At 37.4% G+C, this 19,538-nt stretch carries 22 protein-coding genes; 3 read left to right on the plus strand and 19 right to left on the minus strand.

The window, feature by feature from the left end:
• Positions 1–13 precede the first annotated feature (13 nt).
• The 3 genes from MKJ01_RS13185 (at position 14) to MKJ01_RS13195 (ending at position 1,593) form a co-directional block, all read left to right on the plus strand.
• Complete coding sequence (locus tag MKJ01_RS13185; RefSeq protein ID WP_241614572.1) at positions 14–754, plus strand: YggS family pyridoxal phosphate-dependent enzyme; 741 nt, start codon at positions 14–16, stop codon at positions 752–754.
• 51 nt (positions 755–805) lie between these two features.
• A complete protein-coding gene (locus MKJ01_RS13190; RefSeq protein WP_241614571.1) occupies positions 806–1,180 on the plus strand; it encodes a hypothetical protein in 375 nt (124 codons plus the stop codon).
• Between the two features lie 113 nt (positions 1,181–1,293).
• Positions 1,294–1,593, plus strand: coding sequence for a DUF2695 domain-containing protein (locus MKJ01_RS13195; protein ID WP_241614570.1), 300 nt, complete (start codon positions 1,294–1,296; stop codon positions 1,591–1,593).
• A gap of 537 nt (positions 1,594–2,130) precedes the next feature.
• Here the strand turns inward: MKJ01_RS13195 and gcvP are convergent.
• From gcvP to MKJ01_RS13290, 19 genes are all read right to left on the minus strand, one after another.
• Positions 2,131–4,989: an aminomethyl-transferring glycine dehydrogenase gene (gene gcvP, locus MKJ01_RS13200; protein ID WP_241614569.1), complete on the minus strand. Its 2,859-nt coding sequence runs from the start codon at positions 4,987–4,989 to the stop codon at positions 2,131–2,133.
• Between the two features lie 536 nt (positions 4,990–5,525).
• On the minus strand, positions 5,526–6,170 hold the full coding sequence (locus MKJ01_RS13205) for a J domain-containing protein (protein ID WP_241614568.1): 645 nt from the start codon (positions 6,168–6,170) through the stop codon (positions 5,526–5,528).
• 207 nt (positions 6,171–6,377) lie between these two features.
• Positions 6,378–6,647, minus strand: coding sequence for a hypothetical protein (locus MKJ01_RS13210; RefSeq protein WP_241614567.1), 270 nt, complete (start codon positions 6,645–6,647; stop codon positions 6,378–6,380).
• A gap of 87 nt (positions 6,648–6,734) precedes the next feature.
• Positions 6,735–7,085 (minus strand): hypothetical protein, encoded by a 351-nt coding sequence (locus MKJ01_RS13215; protein ID WP_241614566.1) that lies wholly within the window; start codon positions 7,083–7,085, stop codon positions 6,735–6,737.
• A gap of 13 nt (positions 7,086–7,098) precedes the next feature.
• On the minus strand, positions 7,099–7,677 hold the full coding sequence (locus MKJ01_RS13220; protein WP_241614565.1) for an RNA polymerase sigma factor: 579 nt from the start codon (positions 7,675–7,677) through the stop codon (positions 7,099–7,101).
• Positions 7,678–8,011: 334 nt separating this feature from the next.
• Entirely contained in the window at positions 8,012–8,470 is a 459-nt protein-coding gene (locus tag MKJ01_RS13225; RefSeq protein ID WP_241614564.1) for a hypothetical protein, read from the minus strand.
• Positions 8,471–8,586: 116 nt separating this feature from the next.
• On the minus strand, positions 8,587–9,030 hold the full coding sequence (locus MKJ01_RS13230) for an SRPBCC domain-containing protein (RefSeq protein ID WP_241614563.1): 444 nt from the start codon (positions 9,028–9,030) through the stop codon (positions 8,587–8,589).
• A gap of 59 nt (positions 9,031–9,089) precedes the next feature.
• On the minus strand, positions 9,090–9,518 hold the full coding sequence (locus tag MKJ01_RS13235; RefSeq protein ID WP_241614562.1) for a hypothetical protein: 429 nt from the start codon (positions 9,516–9,518) through the stop codon (positions 9,090–9,092).
• A gap of 69 nt (positions 9,519–9,587) precedes the next feature.
• Positions 9,588–10,427, minus strand: coding sequence for an SDR family oxidoreductase (locus tag MKJ01_RS13240; RefSeq protein WP_241614561.1), 840 nt, complete (start codon positions 10,425–10,427; stop codon positions 9,588–9,590).
• Between the two features lie 89 nt (positions 10,428–10,516).
• A complete protein-coding gene (locus MKJ01_RS13245; protein WP_241614560.1) occupies positions 10,517–13,000 on the minus strand; it encodes a hypothetical protein in 2,484 nt (827 codons plus the stop codon).
• Between the two features lie 203 nt (positions 13,001–13,203).
• Positions 13,204–14,070 carry a VOC family protein gene (locus MKJ01_RS13250; RefSeq protein ID WP_241614559.1) on the minus strand — a complete coding sequence of 289 codons (867 nt, stop codon included), beginning with the start codon at positions 14,068–14,070 and terminating at the stop codon, positions 13,204–13,206.
• A gap of 69 nt (positions 14,071–14,139) precedes the next feature.
• Complete coding sequence (locus tag MKJ01_RS13255) at positions 14,140–14,385, minus strand: hypothetical protein (protein WP_241614558.1); 246 nt, start codon at positions 14,383–14,385, stop codon at positions 14,140–14,142.
• A 40-nt stretch (positions 14,386–14,425) separates the two neighbouring features.
• Positions 14,426–14,839: an SRPBCC family protein gene (locus tag MKJ01_RS13260; protein WP_241614557.1), complete on the minus strand. Its 414-nt coding sequence runs from the start codon at positions 14,837–14,839 to the stop codon at positions 14,426–14,428.
• Positions 14,840–14,909: 70 nt separating this feature from the next.
• Entirely contained in the window at positions 14,910–15,338 is a 429-nt protein-coding gene (locus tag MKJ01_RS13265; RefSeq protein ID WP_241614556.1) for a VOC family protein, read from the minus strand.
• A gap of 138 nt (positions 15,339–15,476) precedes the next feature.
• Positions 15,477–16,001 carry a hypothetical protein gene (locus MKJ01_RS13270; protein WP_241614555.1) on the minus strand — a complete coding sequence of 175 codons (525 nt, stop codon included), beginning with the start codon at positions 15,999–16,001 and terminating at the stop codon, positions 15,477–15,479.
• A 10-nt stretch (positions 16,002–16,011) separates the two neighbouring features.
• Positions 16,012–16,422, minus strand: a complete 411-nt coding sequence (locus MKJ01_RS13275; RefSeq protein ID WP_241614554.1) for a VOC family protein — start codon at positions 16,420–16,422, stop codon at positions 16,012–16,014.
• A gap of 76 nt (positions 16,423–16,498) precedes the next feature.
• On the minus strand, positions 16,499–17,089 hold the full coding sequence (locus MKJ01_RS13280) for a Crp/Fnr family transcriptional regulator (protein ID WP_241614553.1): 591 nt from the start codon (positions 17,087–17,089) through the stop codon (positions 16,499–16,501).
• A gap of 165 nt (positions 17,090–17,254) precedes the next feature.
• Positions 17,255–18,466 (minus strand): DUF763 domain-containing protein, encoded by a 1,212-nt coding sequence (locus MKJ01_RS13285; protein ID WP_241632642.1) that lies wholly within the window; start codon positions 18,464–18,466, stop codon positions 17,255–17,257.
• Between the two features lie 185 nt (positions 18,467–18,651).
• Entirely contained in the window at positions 18,652–19,533 is an 882-nt protein-coding gene (locus tag MKJ01_RS13290) for a YitT family protein (protein WP_241614552.1), read from the minus strand.
• Positions 19,534–19,538: the final 5 nt, after the last annotated feature.

Here is a 19,538-nt window from a genome sequence, read left to right on the forward strand (position 1 = left end):
ATAATACTCTACCATGAAAGAAGACTTGATTCACAACCTCAACCTCATCAATAACAGAATTAAGAATGCCTGTATAAAAACAGGCAGAAATCCTAATGAAGTTAAATTGCTGCTCGCCACCAAAACGGTTTCTGCAGAGAGAATAAAAATAGCACTGGAAAACGGAGCGACTTTAATTGCCGAAAATAAAGTCCAGGAGCTTAAAGAAAAATACGAGGATTTAAAAGATGTTTCGCACGAAAATCATTTCATTGGCCATCTTCAGACCAATAAGATCAAAGATATTTTAAAATACGGAGTCAGCTGTGTCCAGTCTCTCGACCGCCTCGACCTTGCAGAAAAACTTAATCAGAGACTTCTCCAGGAAGGAAAAACCATTGAGGTCCTGATCCAGGTCAATACATCTGGTGAAGAAAGCAAGTTCGGTGTTCATCCTGATCAGGCTGTTGATCTTGTTAAAGACGTGGCTAAACTTCGTGCTCTAAAAATCAAAGGACTTATGACAATCGGCCTGTTCAGCGCAGAAACAGAAAAAGTAAGAGCCTGTTTCAAGCTTCTGAAAAATCTTCAGCAGGAAATCATTTCTCAAAATATTCCGAATGTACACATGCAGGAACTTTCCATGGGCATGAGCGGTGACCTGGAAACTGCTATTGAAGAAGGTTCCACGATGGTGAGAGTAGGAACTGCTGTTTTCGGTGCGAGGATGTATCCGGATTCTTATTATTGGGATGAAAATAAAACGGTCAATTAATTCGTATGTTTATATAACTCAACAAATTGAATTTCAAAATCCATATGTTGAATGATTCATGAAATTGTCGTCCGTTATACTATTAATAATTTTGACTCCTGTTCCAAAAAATATACGGGTAAGGTAAATTTCAAAACATGTATTATCCATTATCCTCTTCATGATGAAGAAAAGGAAAGAAAGCTTTATCGAGATCATCACATTCCCAATAAATGTGAATATGAATCTGCAATACAAAAGCTAGTTCTTTGCCTTTGCGAAAAATATATTCAAAAACCCGATGAAGAAATTAAAGGAAAAATTATAGAAATCTATGAAGCCAATTTTGATTATTATCATAGAGAAGTTTCCTTTAAAAAAGTGAATTTTGATTCTATTTTAATCAACAGAAAAGAAATTTTTAATTCTAAAATTTTAGTTGATTAATGTCATTGCGAATACTTTTAGTGAAGATTTGAAATTCATACTCGCTACTCTAAACTAATATAAACTTACTGTATATTAACAATGTTAAAACTAAAACTTTATTCCGTATAAATATGCCTGACAAAAACGAAATTGGACGACGAAAACAAATCAAAAGAGAGCTTATAGAAAAAGCAAATCTTGAATTTGAGCAAAGTCTCCCTATTTCACGTGAACGTTTTAAAATGCTTTTTGATTTTCTGGATGAACATTTGTCAGAAAATGGATGTGATGATACACTTACGCTAACCAGAAATTTTTTGGAAGAGAATCAAATTATAAATGCAGAAAAAGTTATCGGTTGGCTTAATGAAAATGGTGGATATTGTGACTGCGAAGTTTTGTATAATGTTGAAGAACAATTTGAAATTTGATTGCCTATTAATTCTTTTAGCATTATCAGAATAATCTGACCTATCAATAATTCCCCACTTCATTTTGTGAATATTTCATATCTTACCACAAAGTTATAGAAGTACTTATTTTACAACATTTAAAAATGAATAACAGTGGCTTTTATTTTAATAATTTAAAAAAATGAGAATAAGATATTTGGTTATGAATTGATTTCCTGAAAAAATTCTGATCAGACCATGCGTTTTAAAACTGGCCGTCCTTTTGCGGCAGGAGCCATGTACTCTATGTTTAGGTTCTATAATTATCTCAAAACCAATCTTTAAATAATGACTGGCCTAATAGCTTAGGAATTAACAATGATGATAAAAGCATATGTTATGAAGGCTACAATATGCCTTTTAAAAACAATGGTTTTATGATGTTGTGTTAGACATAATCGTCAAAAGTACACCTGTATGCAGTATCAAATTGTCTGATAAATAAAAAACTACAAATGCTAAACAAAAAATCCCTTTCATCACTGAAAGGGATTGATTATATCTTAGAACTGATACTTACATATACGCTTCAATCGGCTCACACGTACAAACCAGGTTTCGGTCTCCGTACGCTTCATCCACTCTGGAAACGGAAGCAAAAAACTTGTGGTCTCTTACCCACTCCAATGGATAGGCTGCTTTTTCTCTGCTGTATGGCTTATCCCAAGAATCAGAGATGACCAATTGCTCAGTGTGAGGAGCATTTTTCAATACGTTATTGGCAGTATCAGCTTCCCCGTTGGCAATCTCATCAATCTCATGTTTGATTGCAATCAATGCTTCAGCAAAACGGTCGATTTCTGATTTGCTTTCAGATTCCGTAGGCTCAATCATTAAGGTACCTGCCACCGGGAAAGAAACCGTTGGTGCATGGAAACCGTAATCCATCAATCGCTTCGCTACATCAGCCACTTCAATACCTAATGACTTGAACTGTCGGAAGTCTACGATACATTCGTGAGCTACTTTCCCATTTTCGTTTGAATATAAAATCGGAAAATGTTCTGCTAAGATTTCTTTTAAATAATTGGCATTCAGGATCGCATGCTCAGTCGCTTTCTTTAATCCTGAAGTTCCCAGCATTTTAATATATGCATAAGAAATATTCAGGATCAATCCTGAACCGTAAGGCGCCGCAGAAATTCCGTCAATCGCTTCTTTCGCACCGATTCTGATATTGGCATTCGAAGGTAAAAAAGGAACTAGGTGTTTCGCAACACAAATCGGGCCTACTCCAGGTCCACCGCCTCCATGAGGAATGGCGAAAGTTTTGTGAAGATTCAGGTGACAAACATCTGCCCCGATATTTCCAGGACTTGTATATCCTACCTGAGCGTTCATATTGGCACCATCCATATATACTTGTCCGCCATGTTGGTGGATCAATGCTGTAATTTCTTTAATGTTGGCATCAAAGAACCCGTACGTTGACGGATACGTGATCATTACACAAGATAAGTTTTCAGAATGCTGTTCGGTTTTTGCCTTTAGGTCTTCGAAATCGATTTCTCCGTTTTCAAGGTTCTTCACCACTACAATTTTCATTCCCGCCATGGCTGCAGAAGCCGGATTGGTTCCGTGTGCCGACTGAGGAATCAATACGACATTTCTGTGGCCTTCACCTCTTGAAATGTGATATTCGCGGATCACCATCAATCCTGCGTATTCTCCCTGTGCTCCAGAATTCGGCTGAAGAGAAGTTCCTGCGAAACCTGTAATCTCTGCCAGATCTTTTTCCAGTTCTCGGATCATTTCCTGATAACCTCCTGCCTGGTCTACCGGAACAAAAGGATGAATAGCTCCCCAGTTGTCCCATGAAAGCGGAAGCATTTGAGTCGCTGCATTCAGTTTCATTGTACAAGATCCTAAAGAAATCATTGAATGTGTCAATGATAAATCTTTTCTTTCCAGACGCTTGATGTAACGCATCAGCTCTGTCTCCGTATGGTATTTGTTGAATACCTGCTCTGTAAGAATTTCGTCTTTTCTCAGATTTTCTTCAGGAATGCTGTATCCTTCTTTAATTTCAAGTTTAAAAGTCTGCTTATCAATAAACTGAGCGAAAGAAGCCATCAGATAATTCAGTTTATCCAAAGTCGTGCTTTCGTTAATGGCAATGCTCACCACACCTTCCGTGAAATAGTTCAGGTTCAATTTATGATCAAGCATCATTCTCATTAATCTTCCTTTTTCATCCTCGCTCAGCATAATCTTTACCGTGTCGAAGATCGGCTCTTCTACTGTCTGATATCCTAATGCTTTAAGACCGTTTTTCAAAGCATTGGCTTTAAAGTGAATCTGGTCAGCGATATAGTTCAATCCTTTCGGACCATGATAAACAGCATACATTCCGGCCATTACCGCCAAAAGAACCTGTGCTGTACAGATGTTTGAAGTTGCTCTTTCCCTTTTAATATGCTGTTCTCTGGTCTGCAAAGCCATTCTTAATGCACGTTTTCCGTACATATCCTGGGAAACCCCGATGATTCTTCCCGGAATATCCCTTTTGTAATCTTCTTTACAAGAGAAAAATGCAGCGTGAGGACCTCCGTACCCTAATGGAATACCAAATCTCTGCGTCGTTCCAACGGCACAATCAGCGCCCATGGACGCAGGAGATTTCAGTTTAACCAACGCCATAGGATCACAGGCGACAACCACCTGAAGATCCAGCTTTTTGTATTCAGTGATATCTTCCGTATAATCTAAAACAATTCCGTTTTTGCCAGGGTATTGTAATAAAACACCATAATAAGAACCGTCCAGCTCATGGGTTTTATGATCTCCTTCCACGATTTCTATTTCCAACCCTTCAGCTTTCGTTTTTAAAACAGAAACTGTCTGAGGCAATACCAAATCGGAAACGAAGAATTTATTGGCACCTGCTTTCTTCTGGTCTTTTGTTCTGTTATTGAAGAACATGTGCATGGCTTCTGCAGCCGCTGTAGACTCATCCAACAATGAAGCGTTTGCCAAAGCAAAACCCGTCAAATCACACACTACAGTCTGGAAATTTAGAAGAGCTTCCAGTCTTCCCTGTGCAATTTCTGCCTGGTAAGGGGTATAAGCAGTGTACCAGCTTGGGTTTTCAAAGATATTTCTCTGAATCGCTGACGGCAATAGCGTATTATGATATCCAAAACCGATATAGCTTGTATAATCAGTATTCTTGGATGCCAGTTCCTTTGAATGGATCAGCATTTCGTATTCCGAGAGCGGTTCTGAAATTTTAAGATCCTTTTCTAAACGGATAGAAGAAGGAATGGTCTGAGAAATAAGCTCTTCGATGCTTGAAACGCCCACTTTCTCCAGCATTGCCTGTTTATCGGATTCACTCAGGGAAATGTGGCGGCTCACAAACTGTTCTGTATTCATTTTTTATATTAGATTTTATTGTAAAAAAGATGGGTAAAATTACGATTTTTTAGAAAAATCTGCAAGCAACATAAAATCATAAACAATTCAGTATATAAATTATGTACATCTTACTATTAACAGGTTTTTATTATTATTTTAACTATTAAAGCAGTTAAAATAACTTTTTTTAATAAATAAAGATCAATTTAGAAATATGTTTTTTTTGTTAAAATGATAATTGTTTTAACTGATGGAATTGATTTTCACCTCAAAGATTTTACAATTTTATATGAAATATTTGAATCATAAACGTAGCATCAAATTCCTGATAATCAAAATATAATTATTTATACCATTTTATTATCTGTATTTATTCTAAATTAATATATTTGCAATATGAATATGATCATTCCTTTCAAAGTCCCGCCTTTGGCTCCTGCATTTTCTATCCATACTGAAGAAATATACTGTGGTGAAAAAAAATCCTGCTGTAAAAAATTCAAAAAAGGAAAAAGGTGCAAAAAATGTCCCGGCAATAAGAAACTGTCGTAAGACTATAGAGCTTTCAGTAGAAAATATATTGCTGCCATAAGCAATACAACAGCCACAAAGATTCGTATCATTTTAGGCTGCCCTTTCGGATTTGCCATAGTGCCCGGCTGTGGTTTAAATAACTCTTCTGCCCTATCTTTAAATTTTTCTGTCGTACTGTCAAAAACTTCGGTAATCGTGATTCCCTGAACAGCTGTTTTATGTAATAATGAGTTGGTCGCGTGGAGAAGAACCTGAAATTTCCCGTCTTTAAATTCAGTAATTTTAAAAATTCTCTCACCATATGGTTTTTCCAGCCCGAAAGGCAGTACTTTTACCACATCTGCATTCTGGGTCTGCCAGCTGATGATAATCTCCTCGCCTTTTTTCGCATGCACTTTATTCGCCGTAAAGTTCTTTATAGAAGGCGGGATATTGTATCGAAAACTTTTCTGATGGCTTTCCAGGTTCTGGTCGTAGGAATATCTCCTGCTTTTATCACTCAGCGTTTCATAGGCTTCCTGAATCTCCCGGAATCGGTCCGCAAAAAAGTCATCATTTTCATTCTTGTCAGGATGATATTTCAGAGACAGTTTCCGATAAGCTTTTTTGACGTCTTCTTCCGAAGCATCATGCGAAATACCGAGAAAATAGTAGTAGTCTTTCATTGAAGATGACAAAAATAAGGATTTTATTTTTTGTTCTTTACGATCCACTAAAATAATGTCGTGATTTTTGCTATGATGGTGTAAATACAAGTATCAGAGCTTACTGATAATAATGATATGATTGTTTGTAGAATTTAAAAAAGTCCGGGTCAGGAAGCTTCGCTTCCTGACCCGGACAAACAATTTCAATTGATTTAATTCTTGTGGTTACGCTTCCACAATATTTTCCTTTTTATCAAACCTTCTGTGACATCTGGAAGCAAATTCTTTTTTAAATTTTTCTCTCAATTCCTGATATTGGTTTTCATCCATTTCGCGGATTTTATCTGCAAGTCCGAAAGGCGATTTTTCCTTGATTCCGTATTCTTCGAAAATTCCTTTTACAAATCTTTTTCTTTGTACCGCTTTTTTAGCAATCATTGCTATGCCTGCTACGGCCAGTGCTCCAAGCGCACCCTTTACTACTGAATTTTTCATTTTTTCAAAATTTTAAATTTTACTACTTTGATTTTTTATAGAGACGAATACCTGTGGTTTTTACTTTACTACTTCTAAAACGTCCGGTTATTCGTTATTTTTTTTATTCCTGTTGAAGAATCCGTTTTCGCACCTGTTTCTCCATACTTCTTTGAATTTTTCTTTTTCTTCATCAGACATCCCTTCCATCTTATGTCTCAGGTGTTTCTCTTTCATGTCACGCATGCCCTGCCCGAATTTCCCATGGAAACCTCCGAAAAGAATTTTACTCAGCACCAGGATTCCCATCGCCTGCCAGAAATTAATGCTTTTTACGCCTATAATTTCAGGAAGAATGCAGTTCCAGAGTGACATCACAATCCATGTGACCCCGAGAAAGATGAGCGGTGGACAAAGAATGAAAAAAATCCAGCTTTTTTTATGTTTATGATTGTTCATATCTTATTTTTTACTAACTGTTTAAATCTTCGTATAATTTTCGTAATCTGTTTCTTAAATGCTTGACTGCGTAGTTTTTCCTGCTGATGATGGTTTTGATATTCTCTCCCTGTTCATCGGCAATTTCCTGGAGGGTCTTATCATTCAGTTCATTTTCAACATATGCCAGACGCTGTTTTTCAGGAAGCTCATCCAGTGCTTCAAAAAGCTTTTTCCAGATTTCATCTTGAAACATTTTTATTTCCGGGCCGGCACTTTCATCCATCAGAAGGATATCTTTAATGGAAAAATCACCGTCTTCATCTTCATACACAAAGTCTTCAAGATTCTCAGTTTTCTTTTTGCGGTATTTATCCGTGATTTTATTTGCGGTTACCCTGTACAGCCAGCCGCCGACATTCACAATCTCAGAAAGATTGGTAAGACTACTGAACTGATACCACACTTCCTGCAAAATATCTTCCGCATCTTCCGTATTCTTCACTTTAGGGCGAATATACGACATCAGCTTTCCCCCGTACTTTGAAACGGTTTGTGAGATGATATTTTCCTTCTCTTTCTGTGGCATTGCTATTTTTTCGACAACCTCCATATTGCTATGACGATTGTATTTTTTGTTTTACTTTAATAAATTTAAAATATTTTTCAAGAAGTCCGTATTTTCTTTTAATTATCATGTTTTAAGATAGGAATATATGTTTTAAAAATAAATGGGTTACCACTTTTTTGTTCTTGAAATATCTTGATCAGACCAATAGACCAAGCTTTCCCAAAAATTAAGAAAATTTTGATAATCCCTACAATGAAAAAAATTTAAGGATGCTACAAAGTGTTGGATCAGCTTAATTTATTCCTTAAAATAATGCGTACATTAAAAAACGGAAAGCAAAAACTTTCCGTTAATATGAGGTTGATAAATCAATATATCAGTTAAGATAGATCCCGAAATACCAGGTCCAGGCAATCAGGATGATCTGCATCGGGATTCTTTCTTTATAAAGATAATCCATTCCAGGCCCTGTATAATCCGCTTTGAAAATATTAATTTTCTTTTTTGAAGAATTGATATTGGCCAGAAAAACCAATACGTAGAAAATAATCAGTAAAACAGCAGTTAATTCACGGATGAAAGGAATCATTAATCCAATCCCTGCTGCTATTTCAATAATTCCGGTGAAATAAACCCAAAATAAGCGTGCAGGAATAAAATCAGGAATCATCATGGCCATCCCTTTTTGAAACTTAAAATGCGAAAGTCCGGTGAATACAATAAAAACAGCCATTCCCAGGTTTCCGGAAAATAAAAAATTCCATTCGCCATGAAATACTTTGGTTCCCAGTAAAGCCAGAATGAATGTAGCGAAAAGAATTGTTAAGAGTTTCATATGATATTTTTATTTCCTCAGTGTTTAAAAAGTCACGGAGATTTTGCGACATCCTAAATTAAATAAAAGCGGACGATTTCTGTTCCATTTCTGGAAAATACGTTATTCATCTCCTCTTACTTTCCTTCAGCCAGACTCTTTATTATTTCCAAACCTTTTGTAAAACCTTCATCCATATGTGCACGCCAGTTTTTTTCGGTCTGGACTTCGACATGCAGTTTTGTCCGGCCATCAAAATCGATCAGGATATATTTTTCGAAAAAGCCGCTCCATTCCATCACTTCTTTGCTCCGCATATCTTCATTTCCTTCCTGGTCTAGCGTGCCCAGATGCTTAAAAACAATCTGATTTGGCTGTTCAAGACTGTCAATGGTTGAAACCATTCCTTTTCCTTCAGCATTCAGAAAATAGGTTTTACCTCCGACTTCCCAGTCAGATTTCATTACCGATCCGGGACTAAAAAACTGAGTCCATTCACCATAGGTTTCCGGATTCCAAAGAATATCCCAGATTTTCTGCTTCGGTGCATTAATTACTTTTTCATAAGACAGTGTTTCCATAATTCTCTATTTTAAGTTGATTAAAGACAGCCATACAACAGTATCTTAAAACTATTATATTACAACTGGTTTTCTGAAAGATTTTTTATAATTCTTAAAGCATTGGGAAACTTTTCCTCAAAAAAACTTTTAAACTCTTCATTGGTCTGAATTTCAACATTTAACATTGTTCCTTCTTCATTCTCTTCCAAGATATATGCTTCCGTAGCTTCTCCCCAATCCTGCGGCATTTCTATCCCTTCAATAATTTCTCCCAGATGCAGAAATTTCATAATCTTTTCCGGAATGTTCTTTTCAACCCTGCTGTACATACCGTTATTATGAGGATCAAAAAATTTCATAATACTTCCTTCTTCCCATGTTCCCTGATAAAAAGAACCTTCTGTAAATGCAGTCGTCCACTGCCTGTAAGACATGTCATCCCATAATACACTCCAGACTTTTGCCGGTTCTGCACTGATCTGTATTTCAAAATGTAATTTTTCCATAGCTGTATAAAGTTATTAAAGTCTGTTTAAGATATAAACAGACTTTACGTTGTAATTTTTCAAAAAGTATTATCCGCCCACAAAGTCACCTCCGTTGATATGAATTACTTCGCCCGTAATGAAACTTGAGTCTTCTGACGCCAGAAAAACGTAGGCCGGTGCGACTTCAGAGGGTTGCCCCGCACGTTTCAGAGCGGTATCTTTTCCGAATGTGGAGAGGTCATCAAACGTCTCTTTTACCAAAGGAGTCCAGATAGGACCGGGAGCCACACCGTTAACTAAAATTTTTTTCTCTGCCAGATTCAGATTGGTTGATAATGACCTCATAAATGATAATATGGCTCCTTTTGTTGCTGCATAGTCAATAAGATGATCGCTGCCACGGTACGCCGTAACGGATGTGGTACAGATGATTCTTCCTCCCTCACGGATTATCGGTAAAAGATCTCTTGTGAGAGAAATCATTGAAATGATATTCGTATTGAATGTTTCCTGAATCTGCTCATCGGAAATTTCTTCCAGTGCATCTTTAGAAGTATGGATCCCTGCATTGTTCACAAGAATATCCAGCTTCCCCCATTCTTCTCTGATCTGACCGGTACAATTTTCCCGGAATTCTTTTTTTCCCAGGTCGCCCTTAATCAAAGTACATAACCGGCCTTCTTTTTCAACCAGTTTTTTTGTTTCTCCGGCATCATCGTCACTTTCTTTATAAACAATGGCAACATCTGCTCCTTCTCTTGCAAAGTGAACTGCCACTGCCTGCCCTATACCGCTGTCTCCGCCGGTAATCAATGCTTTTTTATTCACCAGCTTCCGGCTTCCCAGATAATTTTCACGGATGATTTCAGGCAATACTCCTTCATTCGGAACTTCTGATCTTGAATCTGACTTGTTCTGTGTTTTCATATGCAAATCTTTTCTACACTATATCAAACAGTAAGCCGAACAGGTCCTCCGAAGAATGAGAAATGGGTGGTTGTTACTGAAACTCCAAATTAAATCAGATATTTTTTCAGGCCTTCCATAATTCCCTGCCATAAAGTATTAAAGAAGCTTTTGTTGGGATCTCTTTCGATATTGACTTCCACATAGCTGGGCTCACCCTTTGAATCATTTTTAACAAAAATATTGGCAATCGCACTCAGCAGTTTCCTTTCCTTACCCGTATTTTTATTCATGAAATTAACATTCATATCGCTGTACTTGAAGTAGAAGTTACCTCCGATATTTTTACTGTTTCCTTTATAATCAAATTTCAGGTAATGAATTTTACCGTCCAGGCTTACATTAAGGTAAGGTCTTACGAAGAGATTGGCATTGTCCACGGAAAGATCATTGATGATCCCGTTAATGGCATAATCATCATTTTTATTGGCAACATCAAACTGCCACTGCACCTTGGTATCGGCGTCTCCGAAAAGCCTGAACTGGGAATCTACCTTTACCAAAGTAGGCCTGCCTTTCATTTTTGCACTGTTCAAATTAAAGATGGACGCATTGAAATTTTCTAAGGTAATTTTGCCGGGAATCTTCGCTTTTTCAGCAACTTCCTCATAGGCAAGCCGTGAATTTTTGACATCGACTTGCTTAATGAACAAAGGAAATTTTACATCACGGAGCTTTTTGCTGAACATGTATCGGACCCCAATGTCATCCGGAGGTGCGAGATCATGGAAAATGTTACAGTTGACACCGTCAAAAACAATACGGTCAAGATCAATGGCTGTACTTTTTCCGAAGATGGAATTTCTGTCGGTAATGTTAATGGACTTTACTTTTATTGTGTACAGATCTTCCTCCACTGCAATCATCCGGTTGAACTTTTCTCTTGAATATTTAGGAAGAAAACCAAAATTGGTAATCTGTGTTATTTTACCGGTGTTTTTTATCCCATGTATTTTCAGCCTGTAATATTTCCCGGCATCCACATCGATCTTACCTGCTGTAATCATTTGATTTTTAACATGAAAGGGAATGGATTCTTTCAGGATATTCCTATCTGTTGTCACCGAATTCAGTTTAACATTGAAGTTTCCGACTTTTATTTTATTGATACCTTTTGATTGCTGTGAGAACATTCCGTTAATAATATTTACAGCTCCCAAATTAGCAAGGAGATCAGGAACCGCTGCTTTACTTTTACCGGAGGTTTTCTTTTTATGATCAGCAGCAATAATTTCAATATCCGGCCGGTAAATATTAACGGCAGCAAATTTTAACTGAAACTGCTGGCCGGCAAACCGCGATGTATTTTTCAGAAATTCAATTTTAGGTGTTTTTATGTTGAAAACATCTTTTGTCCTGCTTTTTCCGAGCGCTTTGAACTGAACATTATCCAAGAAAATATCATCATTGTCTGAAGAAATCTTTTTGATACTTACCGCCTGCAGAGGATCGGTCATAAAATACATATTTTCCAATTCAATATGGTGTCCTGAAAAGGCAAAAGGCACTTTTTCTTTTACTGTATTTTTATCAAAAACAATATCATTTAAATTCAGCCGGAAATTATCAACTGATGCGGTTTTTACTTTATTTTTCTGCTGCACCAACACAGAACCCTGTTGGATATCAAAGTTTTTAATTCCGATTTTCAGGTTGACTTCTTTCGGGTTTTCCTTTACCGTTTTCTTATTTGTAGAGGTAACAATTAGCTGTGGTTTTGTAAACCTTGTATTTTCTATAATCAAAGAATCCTGATTGATGATAAAGTTCGCCGCCAGAAGCTGGCTGACTTTCAGATCAAAAACATTTTTTGCATTGTAAAGCCCCGGACTTTCAATTGGCTTCAGGTGAAAATTTGTAATGGTAAGCTGTCTATTTTTTGCATCGATCCGTTTGGCAAAGATCTGGCAAAAGTCATTAACAGTAACCATCAACTCATGGGCTTCGATTTTAAAATCTTTAAAAGAAACGGGTAATTTTGAAGCATCTTTGCTTTGACGGATCTCCGTAAGATTAATGTTTACGTTCTTCCCGGTAAAAATATCTCTTTGTGCAGCGTCTTTTACCGAAATATGTCCGTTGGTTACAAAAATATTTTCAACTTCAAAGTCTGCTTTCTTTTGTCCCGGATTTTTCTTCTTTTTTGTTTTGCCTATCCTGATCCGAAGATCTGGGTCAATAAGCTGAATATTTTTCACATGATAGGATTTGCTGATAATGGCCTTCCATATCCCGAAATCTTCGATTTTCAGGCTTTTCAAATTCCCCTCAATCTTCGTCACAGCCGGATCTTTAGTCGCTTTCGTCCGGATAGATACTGAATGTGCGGAAATATTGCCTTTGTAAAGATCAAGGTCAAAATCTTTAAGTGAAATCCGGTAAGGTGTCTTTTCATTAACCAGTTCCGGAAGTTTATGCTTAAGATAAACCGTAAGAAAAAATGGAGAAACAAGTGCCAGAAAAACCAGACTTCCTAAAATAATCAGTATTGTCTTTTTCCATTTTGCAGGTTTTTGTTTAATTTTCGTTTTCATGCAAGCAGCAGCTGATTATTTTAAATCGGAAACCAGCATACCTTACATTATTTTCAAATCTTATTCCAAATTCATAACAAAATGGTTTTCTCCTTAATTTAGCTTTTTTTTGTGTTCGTATAAATTATTAAGAATCACAAACCAGCAATCTCTTGCGTATCTTTTGTATTTATCAAACCAGGAATTATGCTGATCTCAATCATCTATGAAGAATATGCTTTTTCCAGTTCTTCAATATTTATTTTCTGCATCCTCATCATGGCCTGAACTACTTTATAGGCTTTTTCCTGATCCGGATCATTCATCAGCTGGATTAGCCTTTTAGGAACAATCTGCCAGCTAAGGCCATAAGGATCTTTCAGCCAGCCGCACATACTCTCTCTGCCTCCATTTCCTGTGAGTGAATTCCAGTAATGATCTGTCTGTTTTTGATCATCAGTCATTACTACTATTGAAATCCCTTCATTAAAATCAAATGCATGGTCATAAGAATTATCCATACAAAAAAAACTGTACCCGTCAATTTCAAAATGGGCATGCTGGATGTGTCCTGCTGGCTCATCGCCCGGATGGCCCTCACTTCCATCTCCATACCGTAAGATATTTCCTATTCTGGAATCCGGAAATGTTTTGGTGTACAGTTCCATGGCTTCCATGGCTTTCCCGTTATTCTGATGTATAAACATCAAAGTAGGGATGAGCTTCTGTTCAGTCTGTTTTTCTCCTAAGAAAATCTGCCATGTCACGTCATAGCGGTCTCTGATCCAGCCATATTTCCTGCTCCATGAATAAGAATCAAGCGGCATCAATATGGTTCCTCCTTCCATCAGCTGATCCCAATACTTTTGCACTTCTTCTTCCGTCTCACAAATAACCATAAATGAAACCGAAGCATTTTTCTTGAATTGCGGGCCTCCGTTCAGAAGCATGAACTTCTGTCCGAGAAGGTCTATGTTTATCACAACAGGTGTATCTGCTGTAATCTTGCCGTCAAATACATTGCGGTAAAATTCTGCAGCTTCTCTTGCGTCTTCGTCATACCACAGGCATGGAAATATATCATTGTTCATATTGTTTACTTTAGATGGATTTATTTTTTTTCAGTCATTTGCTTATGAAAACTGAGATCAATATTTTAATCAGAACACTTGACTTTTAAAAGAAACCTGATGTTTTTTCATATAGGTTTTCAGTTTTTTCATGGTCGTTTCCCCAAAGCCATGAAGTTTCATAATTTCATCTTCAGAATATCCTGAAAGCTTTTCCAGGGAATCTATTTTTTCCTGTTCCAAAGCCTTTCTGGCAGGAACGGCAATGACATTTTTCAGAAAATCTCTTTGTCCCATGTGACTCACAGCGCAGACTGAGGTGAGACACTTTGCCATTATAATTAAATTGATCATGGCTTTAAAGGTGTTGATTTAATTAATTGTTTTCAACGTATTTGTGGAAATTATTGAATATGGCATACCATCCTTCCCGTTGCATCTCTGGAGAATTCTGTTTTTCGGGATCAAATATTTCGATCACTTTTGTTGTATTTTCATCAACAGCTTCAAAAATCACTTCCACTTTCCTGTTATCTTCCAGATGATATTGTATTTTCTTATACAAAATGATTTCATCGTAAATGCCTTCAAAATCAAAACCGGAACTTCCGTCTTTCGCTTCCATTCTTGTTTTAAATTTACCTCCGACTCTTAAGTCATTTTCCGACGACGGGCATTGCCAGGACTCATGGGCAAAATTCCATTGGGTAATATGTTCCGGGGTGCTGAAATATTCCCAGACTTTCTGTACGGGCGCAAGAATCGTGATGTCAATTTTTATCGGTTCCATATTTTATCTTGTGATTAAAGTGAAAGGGCAATCAAAAAAACTGCCCTGTTGATAATTAAGGTAAAGATAATTATTTTAAATTCTCTTCGTTATAATTAATCATCCAATATACACCGAATTTATCCTGAAAGCTCCCAAAATAATCTCCCCAGAACTGTTCTTCCATCGGCATTTCAATAATGCCACCTTGTGAAAGCCCGTTAAAAAGCCGGTCTGCTTCTTCTTTGGATTCAGGGAAAACAGAAATATAATTATTGTTTCCCACCGTAAGATGCTGTCCAAAAGACGGAACAATATCAGATGCCATCAGGAGGTCACTCCCGATTCGCAATGAGATGTGCATCATCCTGTTTTTTTCTTCATCGGATAAATTTTCGGTTCCGGGAGCGTTTCCCATTTTGTGTGCTCCGACGAATTCGCCGCCAAAAATCGATTTGTAAAAAGTGAATGCTTCTTCAGCTGTACCATCAAAATTCAGGTACGGATTTAATTTTGCCATGATTTTATTTTTAAATGTTAGTATTTGGTTTGTCAGCTTGAGGAGTCTGGAACAAAGCCCTCATGTATGAATGTAAAGAGAAACAGATTTTTGAAATACTTGAAAATTTCAGTTTGCCTTTTTCCGATATGATTTATTTTAATATTTTAAATCATCATCGAAGTCATATTTCATTCCTTCATAACCAAGAATTTTTCGCATCAAACCGATTTGTCCGCATAAATAATCTTCACGCCCGATGCACATTCCGATAAAACTTAACATATTTTCAGGGAAGAAATCGATATTCATTCCCATAGGAAAAGCTTTATCAAGATCATCATCTGAAACATCCAGCAAACTTCTATATACTAAGGGTGAAATAGCATGAAAACTGTCTTTCAACTGTTGCAACTCCGGATAGTTGAAATTTTCATCCAATGTCTTACCCTGAAAGAAAAAATCTCTGTACTCAAATTCTTCATGCAAACCGAGAACATTTCCCATGGCATAGCGCATATCAAGGAAGTTTCCGGCCATCCAAATGATGTGATTGGTTCTTCCGTCAATCCTTTTTAAAGCATCTTCTTCTGAAATGCCATTGAGAACCATCAGGAAATTCTGACTGTGGCCGCGAAATGCGGGAATAATAACCTCTAATTTTTGTGATTTCGGTGTATCCATAAAACTTGATTTAAAATTGATCCGGCATTTGAGATACATCGGTAAACATAACATTCCAGCCATGGCCATTGATATCCCAGAACGAATTGTGATACATCCAGCCATAGTCTTGTGGTTCTTCATGTTGAGTTGCGCCATTTGCAACCGCCGTATTTACCACCTGATCCACTTCTTCACGGCTGTTTAAACCAATTGCGACAAGAACCTGGGTGGTATCTCCTTTCGGAAGAGGCCGTTCTGAAAAAGTCTGAAAATGCTCCTCTGTTAAAAACATAACGTACATATTGTCACTCATCGCCACGCAGACTGCTCTGTCGTCAGTCATTTGATCATTGATAGAGAAACCGACTTTCATCCAGAACTCTTTGGTTTTCTGAACATCTTTTACGGGAAGATTAACATAGATCTGATTGATTTTCATTTTTTAATTTTTAGGTATTTGACTTACATCAAAAATACCAAGTCCAAATGAAAACCGGCTTGCCATAAGACAAGATTTAGTTTTTCCTGGGATGCGAAACCAATTCCTTGCGAATCCGGCTTAAAGAAGTGTCCGTAACTCCGAGATAAGAGGCAATTTGTTTTAAGGGAGCAAACTGTATCACCCGAGGTTTATCCTCCAACAGTTTTAAATAGCGGCTGGTAGCGGATAAGGTAAACATTTCCACAGATCGCTGCTTGTATACAAAAAGCTGCTGCGACATCCACGTCCTGCCCCACTCTGCGAGGTTTGGAATCTTATGGAATAAATTCTGGAATATTTCAAAATCCATTTTCCAGCATTCGCAATCTGAGATGCAGACAATATTTTCCTGCGTCGGGATCCTTTGAAAAATAGAAGAAACTTCAATAACAATCTCTCCTTCTGTAAAAAAGTTTGTGGTTACGTCATTTCCGTTAAAATCATTGACAAAAGAACGCGCCATTCCTTTCTCCAGAATATAATATTCGTTGGCCGTTTTTCCTTCTTTCAAAATAAAATCGCCTTTTGAAAAAAATACTTTTTCATGCGCCTTAAATACTTCTTCAAGCTCTTCATCCAGAAAAAAGGGAAAATCATAGCATATTTCAAGAACTTTTGTGTCCATTCTGTTCAATGTTTAACTGAATTTAAAAATAGAATTTTTATGGCAATCCGAAGTGAATTATTTTAATACAAATCAATTTTAATTATTTTCGTAATCAGTACACATTTTTTACAGCTTTTAATCTTCAATTTTACAGACGACCGTAAACCTTTCTCTTGTTTGATTTTAAAATAAAGAAAGCTGTATGGGCTTGGGAGAAGAAGGTTTTTCTGCATCACCGAAGACGGTTTTTCCGCCGAATCGCCAGGAATTTTGACGTTCTTCTTCAATAACATTATTGATGTCAAAATCAGGGGTGAAGTTTTTCTCAGCTTCAGCAATGATGGTGTGAAGCTTATTAATAGACTGTAGTTTATCTGAGTTTCCCAACTTTGATTTTTCGATTCCTTTTTGAATAATTCCAATCGTTTCATCATAAACCGTTAACGGAACCGGAAACGGATGCCCGTCTTTTCCACCATGAGCGAATGAAAATCTTGCCGGATCCCTGAATCTTGCCGGAGCTCCGTGAATCACCTCGCTTACTAATGCCAGGCTTTGCAAAGTCCTCGGCCCTACTCCTTTTAACAGCAGCAACTCTTCAAAGTTCTCCGGCTGGTTTTCTCTTGTCATATAGAGAAGCGTTCCCAGCTTCTTTAAATCGACATCGGAAGCGCGGACATCATGATGATTCGGCAAAATTAAATTTGCGAAATCCTGCATGATTTTTTCTGAATTGGTGTGTGAAATTTCAAGAATTCCTTTACGGTTTTCATGAGCTGCACTGTCAGTAAGATTTAAAATATTTCCACGGTTGATGCCCTGGATTCCTTTGTGGGGTTTATCGACAAAAGACTGCATACTCTCAGAATGCCAGTGATAACGTCTGGCTGTTCGGTCTGAATCGTTCATTCCCTGCTGGACAACCGACCAGTTTCCTTCATCCGATACTATAAAATTGTGAAGATACAGCTGATAACCATCCTGAATGGCAGTATTATCGACCTTGGCAGACAATTTACTTGCGCGCACCAGTTCATTTCCGTTTAACCCTGTTTTATCAGCAATGACCAGGAGCTCGTTAGGGGTTTCTTTTGAAAACCTTCCTTTTCCGCCACAAATGTAAATTCCCAATTCTTTAGAATTCGGATTAATACTCCGTTTCAAAGCGCCCATTACAGAGGTGGTAATTCCTGAAGAATGCCAGTCCATCCCCATTACTGCCCCAAAGCTTTGGAACCAAAAAGGATCAGCGAGCCTTTTCAGCACCTCATTTTTTCCGTAATCTGAAAGAATCACCTCAACAATTGAAAGCCCGAGTGTTGACATACGTTCATACAACCACGGCGGTACTTTGCCGTAGTGAAGAGGTAATGTAGCGGTTCCGGAGTGTTTCATTATGAGATGTTAGATGTTAGATGTTAGATGTTAGATGTTAGATGACAAAAGTAAAGCCTTATGAGGAAATATCATAAGGCTTTAAACATAATTTTATTTTTAATGTAAAGTTTGTCTTGATTTAATATCCTAGATATATAACCTGCAAAGACTTTTTCATTGCAAGATGCAAATATGTCGATAAATCAATGTTTTATAATTTCCTTTACGATTCCGCCCTGTGGTTCTCTGACGGTTTGTGTAAAAATGAATGCTTTTGGATCAATGGAACGAACGATATTCTGTAATTTCCTGACTTCCAAACGAGTTACAATCGTGAAAATAATATCTGCATCGCTGCTCTGCTCAAAAGATTCTTTCATAAAACCTCTTTCGCCTTTATAAACCGTAATTCCACGGTTCATGGTTAAAACCAAAGCTCTCTTGATTTCTTCACTGTTTCCTGAAACAATGGTTACTCCGGTATACGCTTCAATTCCTTCAATCACATATTTGGTAATCTGGCTTGCGACGAGATAAGTCATTATGGCGTACAAAGCCGTTTCCACCTTCAGGAATACTGCAGCAATGATAAAAATAACCACATTCATTCCTAAAATAATCTCCGTGATGCTGAAACTGCTTTTTTTGAAAGTCAGCAATGCAAGAACCTCCATTCCATCAAACGTTCCGCCGCCACGCATGGAAAGTCCGATCCCGATCCCTAAAAAGAAACCGCCGAACATAGCCACTAAAAGTTTGTCGTGGGTAAGTTCCGGAAAAGGGACAAAATGCATCGTCAATGCAATTAACAGAATAGTAAGACTGCTCCGGATGGCAAAATGCTTTCCGATCTGAAAATACGCAAGAACAATAAACGGGATATTTAAAACCAATAGAACAGCACCCAGATTCCAGTGATAAACTTCATGTAACAAAAGTGAAATCCCGGTCACTCCGCCATCTAAAAAGTGATTCGGAACCAGGAATGATTTTAAAGCAAAACTTGCAGAAATTACGCCCAGGAACAGATATATAATATCTGAGACAGTAAACAGCGGGCTATGTTGGGTTGAAGCTGAGCTCATAAAAT

It is taken from the genome of Chryseobacterium sp. SSA4.19 (genome assembly GCF_022601875.1).
In the GTDB taxonomy this organism is placed as follows: domain Bacteria; phylum Bacteroidota; class Bacteroidia; order Flavobacteriales; family Weeksellaceae; genus Chryseobacterium.

Bases quoted from the DNA above. Each gene is read 5' to 3' on its own strand.
- MKJ01_RS13185 (WP_241614572.1), top strand. From the start codon at position 14: ATGAAAGAAGACTTGATTCACAACCTCAACCTCATCAATAACAGAATT.
- MKJ01_RS13190 (WP_241614571.1), top strand. From the start codon at position 806: ATGATTCATGAAATTGTCGTCCGTTATACTATTAATAATTTTGACTCC.
- MKJ01_RS13195 (WP_241614570.1), top strand. From the start codon at position 1,294: ATGCCTGACAAAAACGAAATTGGACGACGAAAACAAATCAAAAGAGAG.
- gcvP (WP_241614569.1), bottom strand. From the start codon at position 4,989: ATGAATACAGAACAGTTTGTGAGCCGCCACATTTCCCTGAGTGAATCC.
- MKJ01_RS13205 (WP_241614568.1), bottom strand. From the start codon at position 6,170: ATGAAAGACTACTACTATTTTCTCGGTATTTCGCATGATGCTTCGGAA.
- MKJ01_RS13210 (WP_241614567.1), bottom strand. From the start codon at position 6,647: ATGAAAAATTCAGTAGTAAAGGGTGCGCTTGGAGCACTGGCCGTAGCA.
- MKJ01_RS13215 (WP_241614566.1), bottom strand. From the start codon at position 7,085: ATGAACAATCATAAACATAAAAAAAGCTGGATTTTTTTCATTCTTTGT.
- MKJ01_RS13220 (WP_241614565.1), bottom strand. From the start codon at position 7,677: ATGGAGGTTGTCGAAAAAATAGCAATGCCACAGAAAGAGAAGGAAAAT.
- MKJ01_RS13225 (WP_241614564.1), bottom strand. From the start codon at position 8,470: ATGAAACTCTTAACAATTCTTTTCGCTACATTCATTCTGGCTTTACTG.
- MKJ01_RS13230 (WP_241614563.1), bottom strand. From the start codon at position 9,030: ATGGAAACACTGTCTTATGAAAAAGTAATTAATGCACCGAAGCAGAAA.
- MKJ01_RS13235 (WP_241614562.1), bottom strand. From the start codon at position 9,518: ATGGAAAAATTACATTTTGAAATACAGATCAGTGCAGAACCGGCAAAA.
- MKJ01_RS13240 (WP_241614561.1), bottom strand. From the start codon at position 10,427: ATGAAAACACAGAACAAGTCAGATTCAAGATCAGAAGTTCCGAATGAA.
- MKJ01_RS13245 (WP_241614560.1), bottom strand. From the start codon at position 13,000: ATGAAAACGAAAATTAAACAAAAACCTGCAAAATGGAAAAAGACAATA.
- MKJ01_RS13250 (WP_241614559.1), bottom strand. From the start codon at position 14,070: ATGAACAATGATATATTTCCATGCCTGTGGTATGACGAAGACGCAAGA.
- MKJ01_RS13255 (WP_241614558.1), bottom strand. From the start codon at position 14,385: ATGGCAAAGTGTCTCACCTCAGTCTGCGCTGTGAGTCACATGGGACAA.
- MKJ01_RS13260 (WP_241614557.1), bottom strand. From the start codon at position 14,839: ATGGAACCGATAAAAATTGACATCACGATTCTTGCGCCCGTACAGAAA.
- MKJ01_RS13265 (WP_241614556.1), bottom strand. From the start codon at position 15,338: ATGGCAAAATTAAATCCGTACCTGAATTTTGATGGTACAGCTGAAGAA.
- MKJ01_RS13270 (WP_241614555.1), bottom strand. From the start codon at position 16,001: ATGGATACACCGAAATCACAAAAATTAGAGGTTATTATTCCCGCATTT.
- MKJ01_RS13275 (WP_241614554.1), bottom strand. From the start codon at position 16,422: ATGAAAATCAATCAGATCTATGTTAATCTTCCCGTAAAAGATGTTCAG.
- MKJ01_RS13280 (WP_241614553.1), bottom strand. From the start codon at position 17,089: ATGGACACAAAAGTTCTTGAAATATGCTATGATTTTCCCTTTTTTCTG.
- MKJ01_RS13285 (WP_241632642.1), bottom strand. From the start codon at position 18,466: ATGAAACACTCCGGAACCGCTACATTACCTCTTCACTACGGCAAAGTA.
- MKJ01_RS13290 (WP_241614552.1), bottom strand. From the start codon at position 19,533: ATGAGCTCAGCTTCAACCCAACATAGCCCGCTGTTTACTGTCTCAGAT.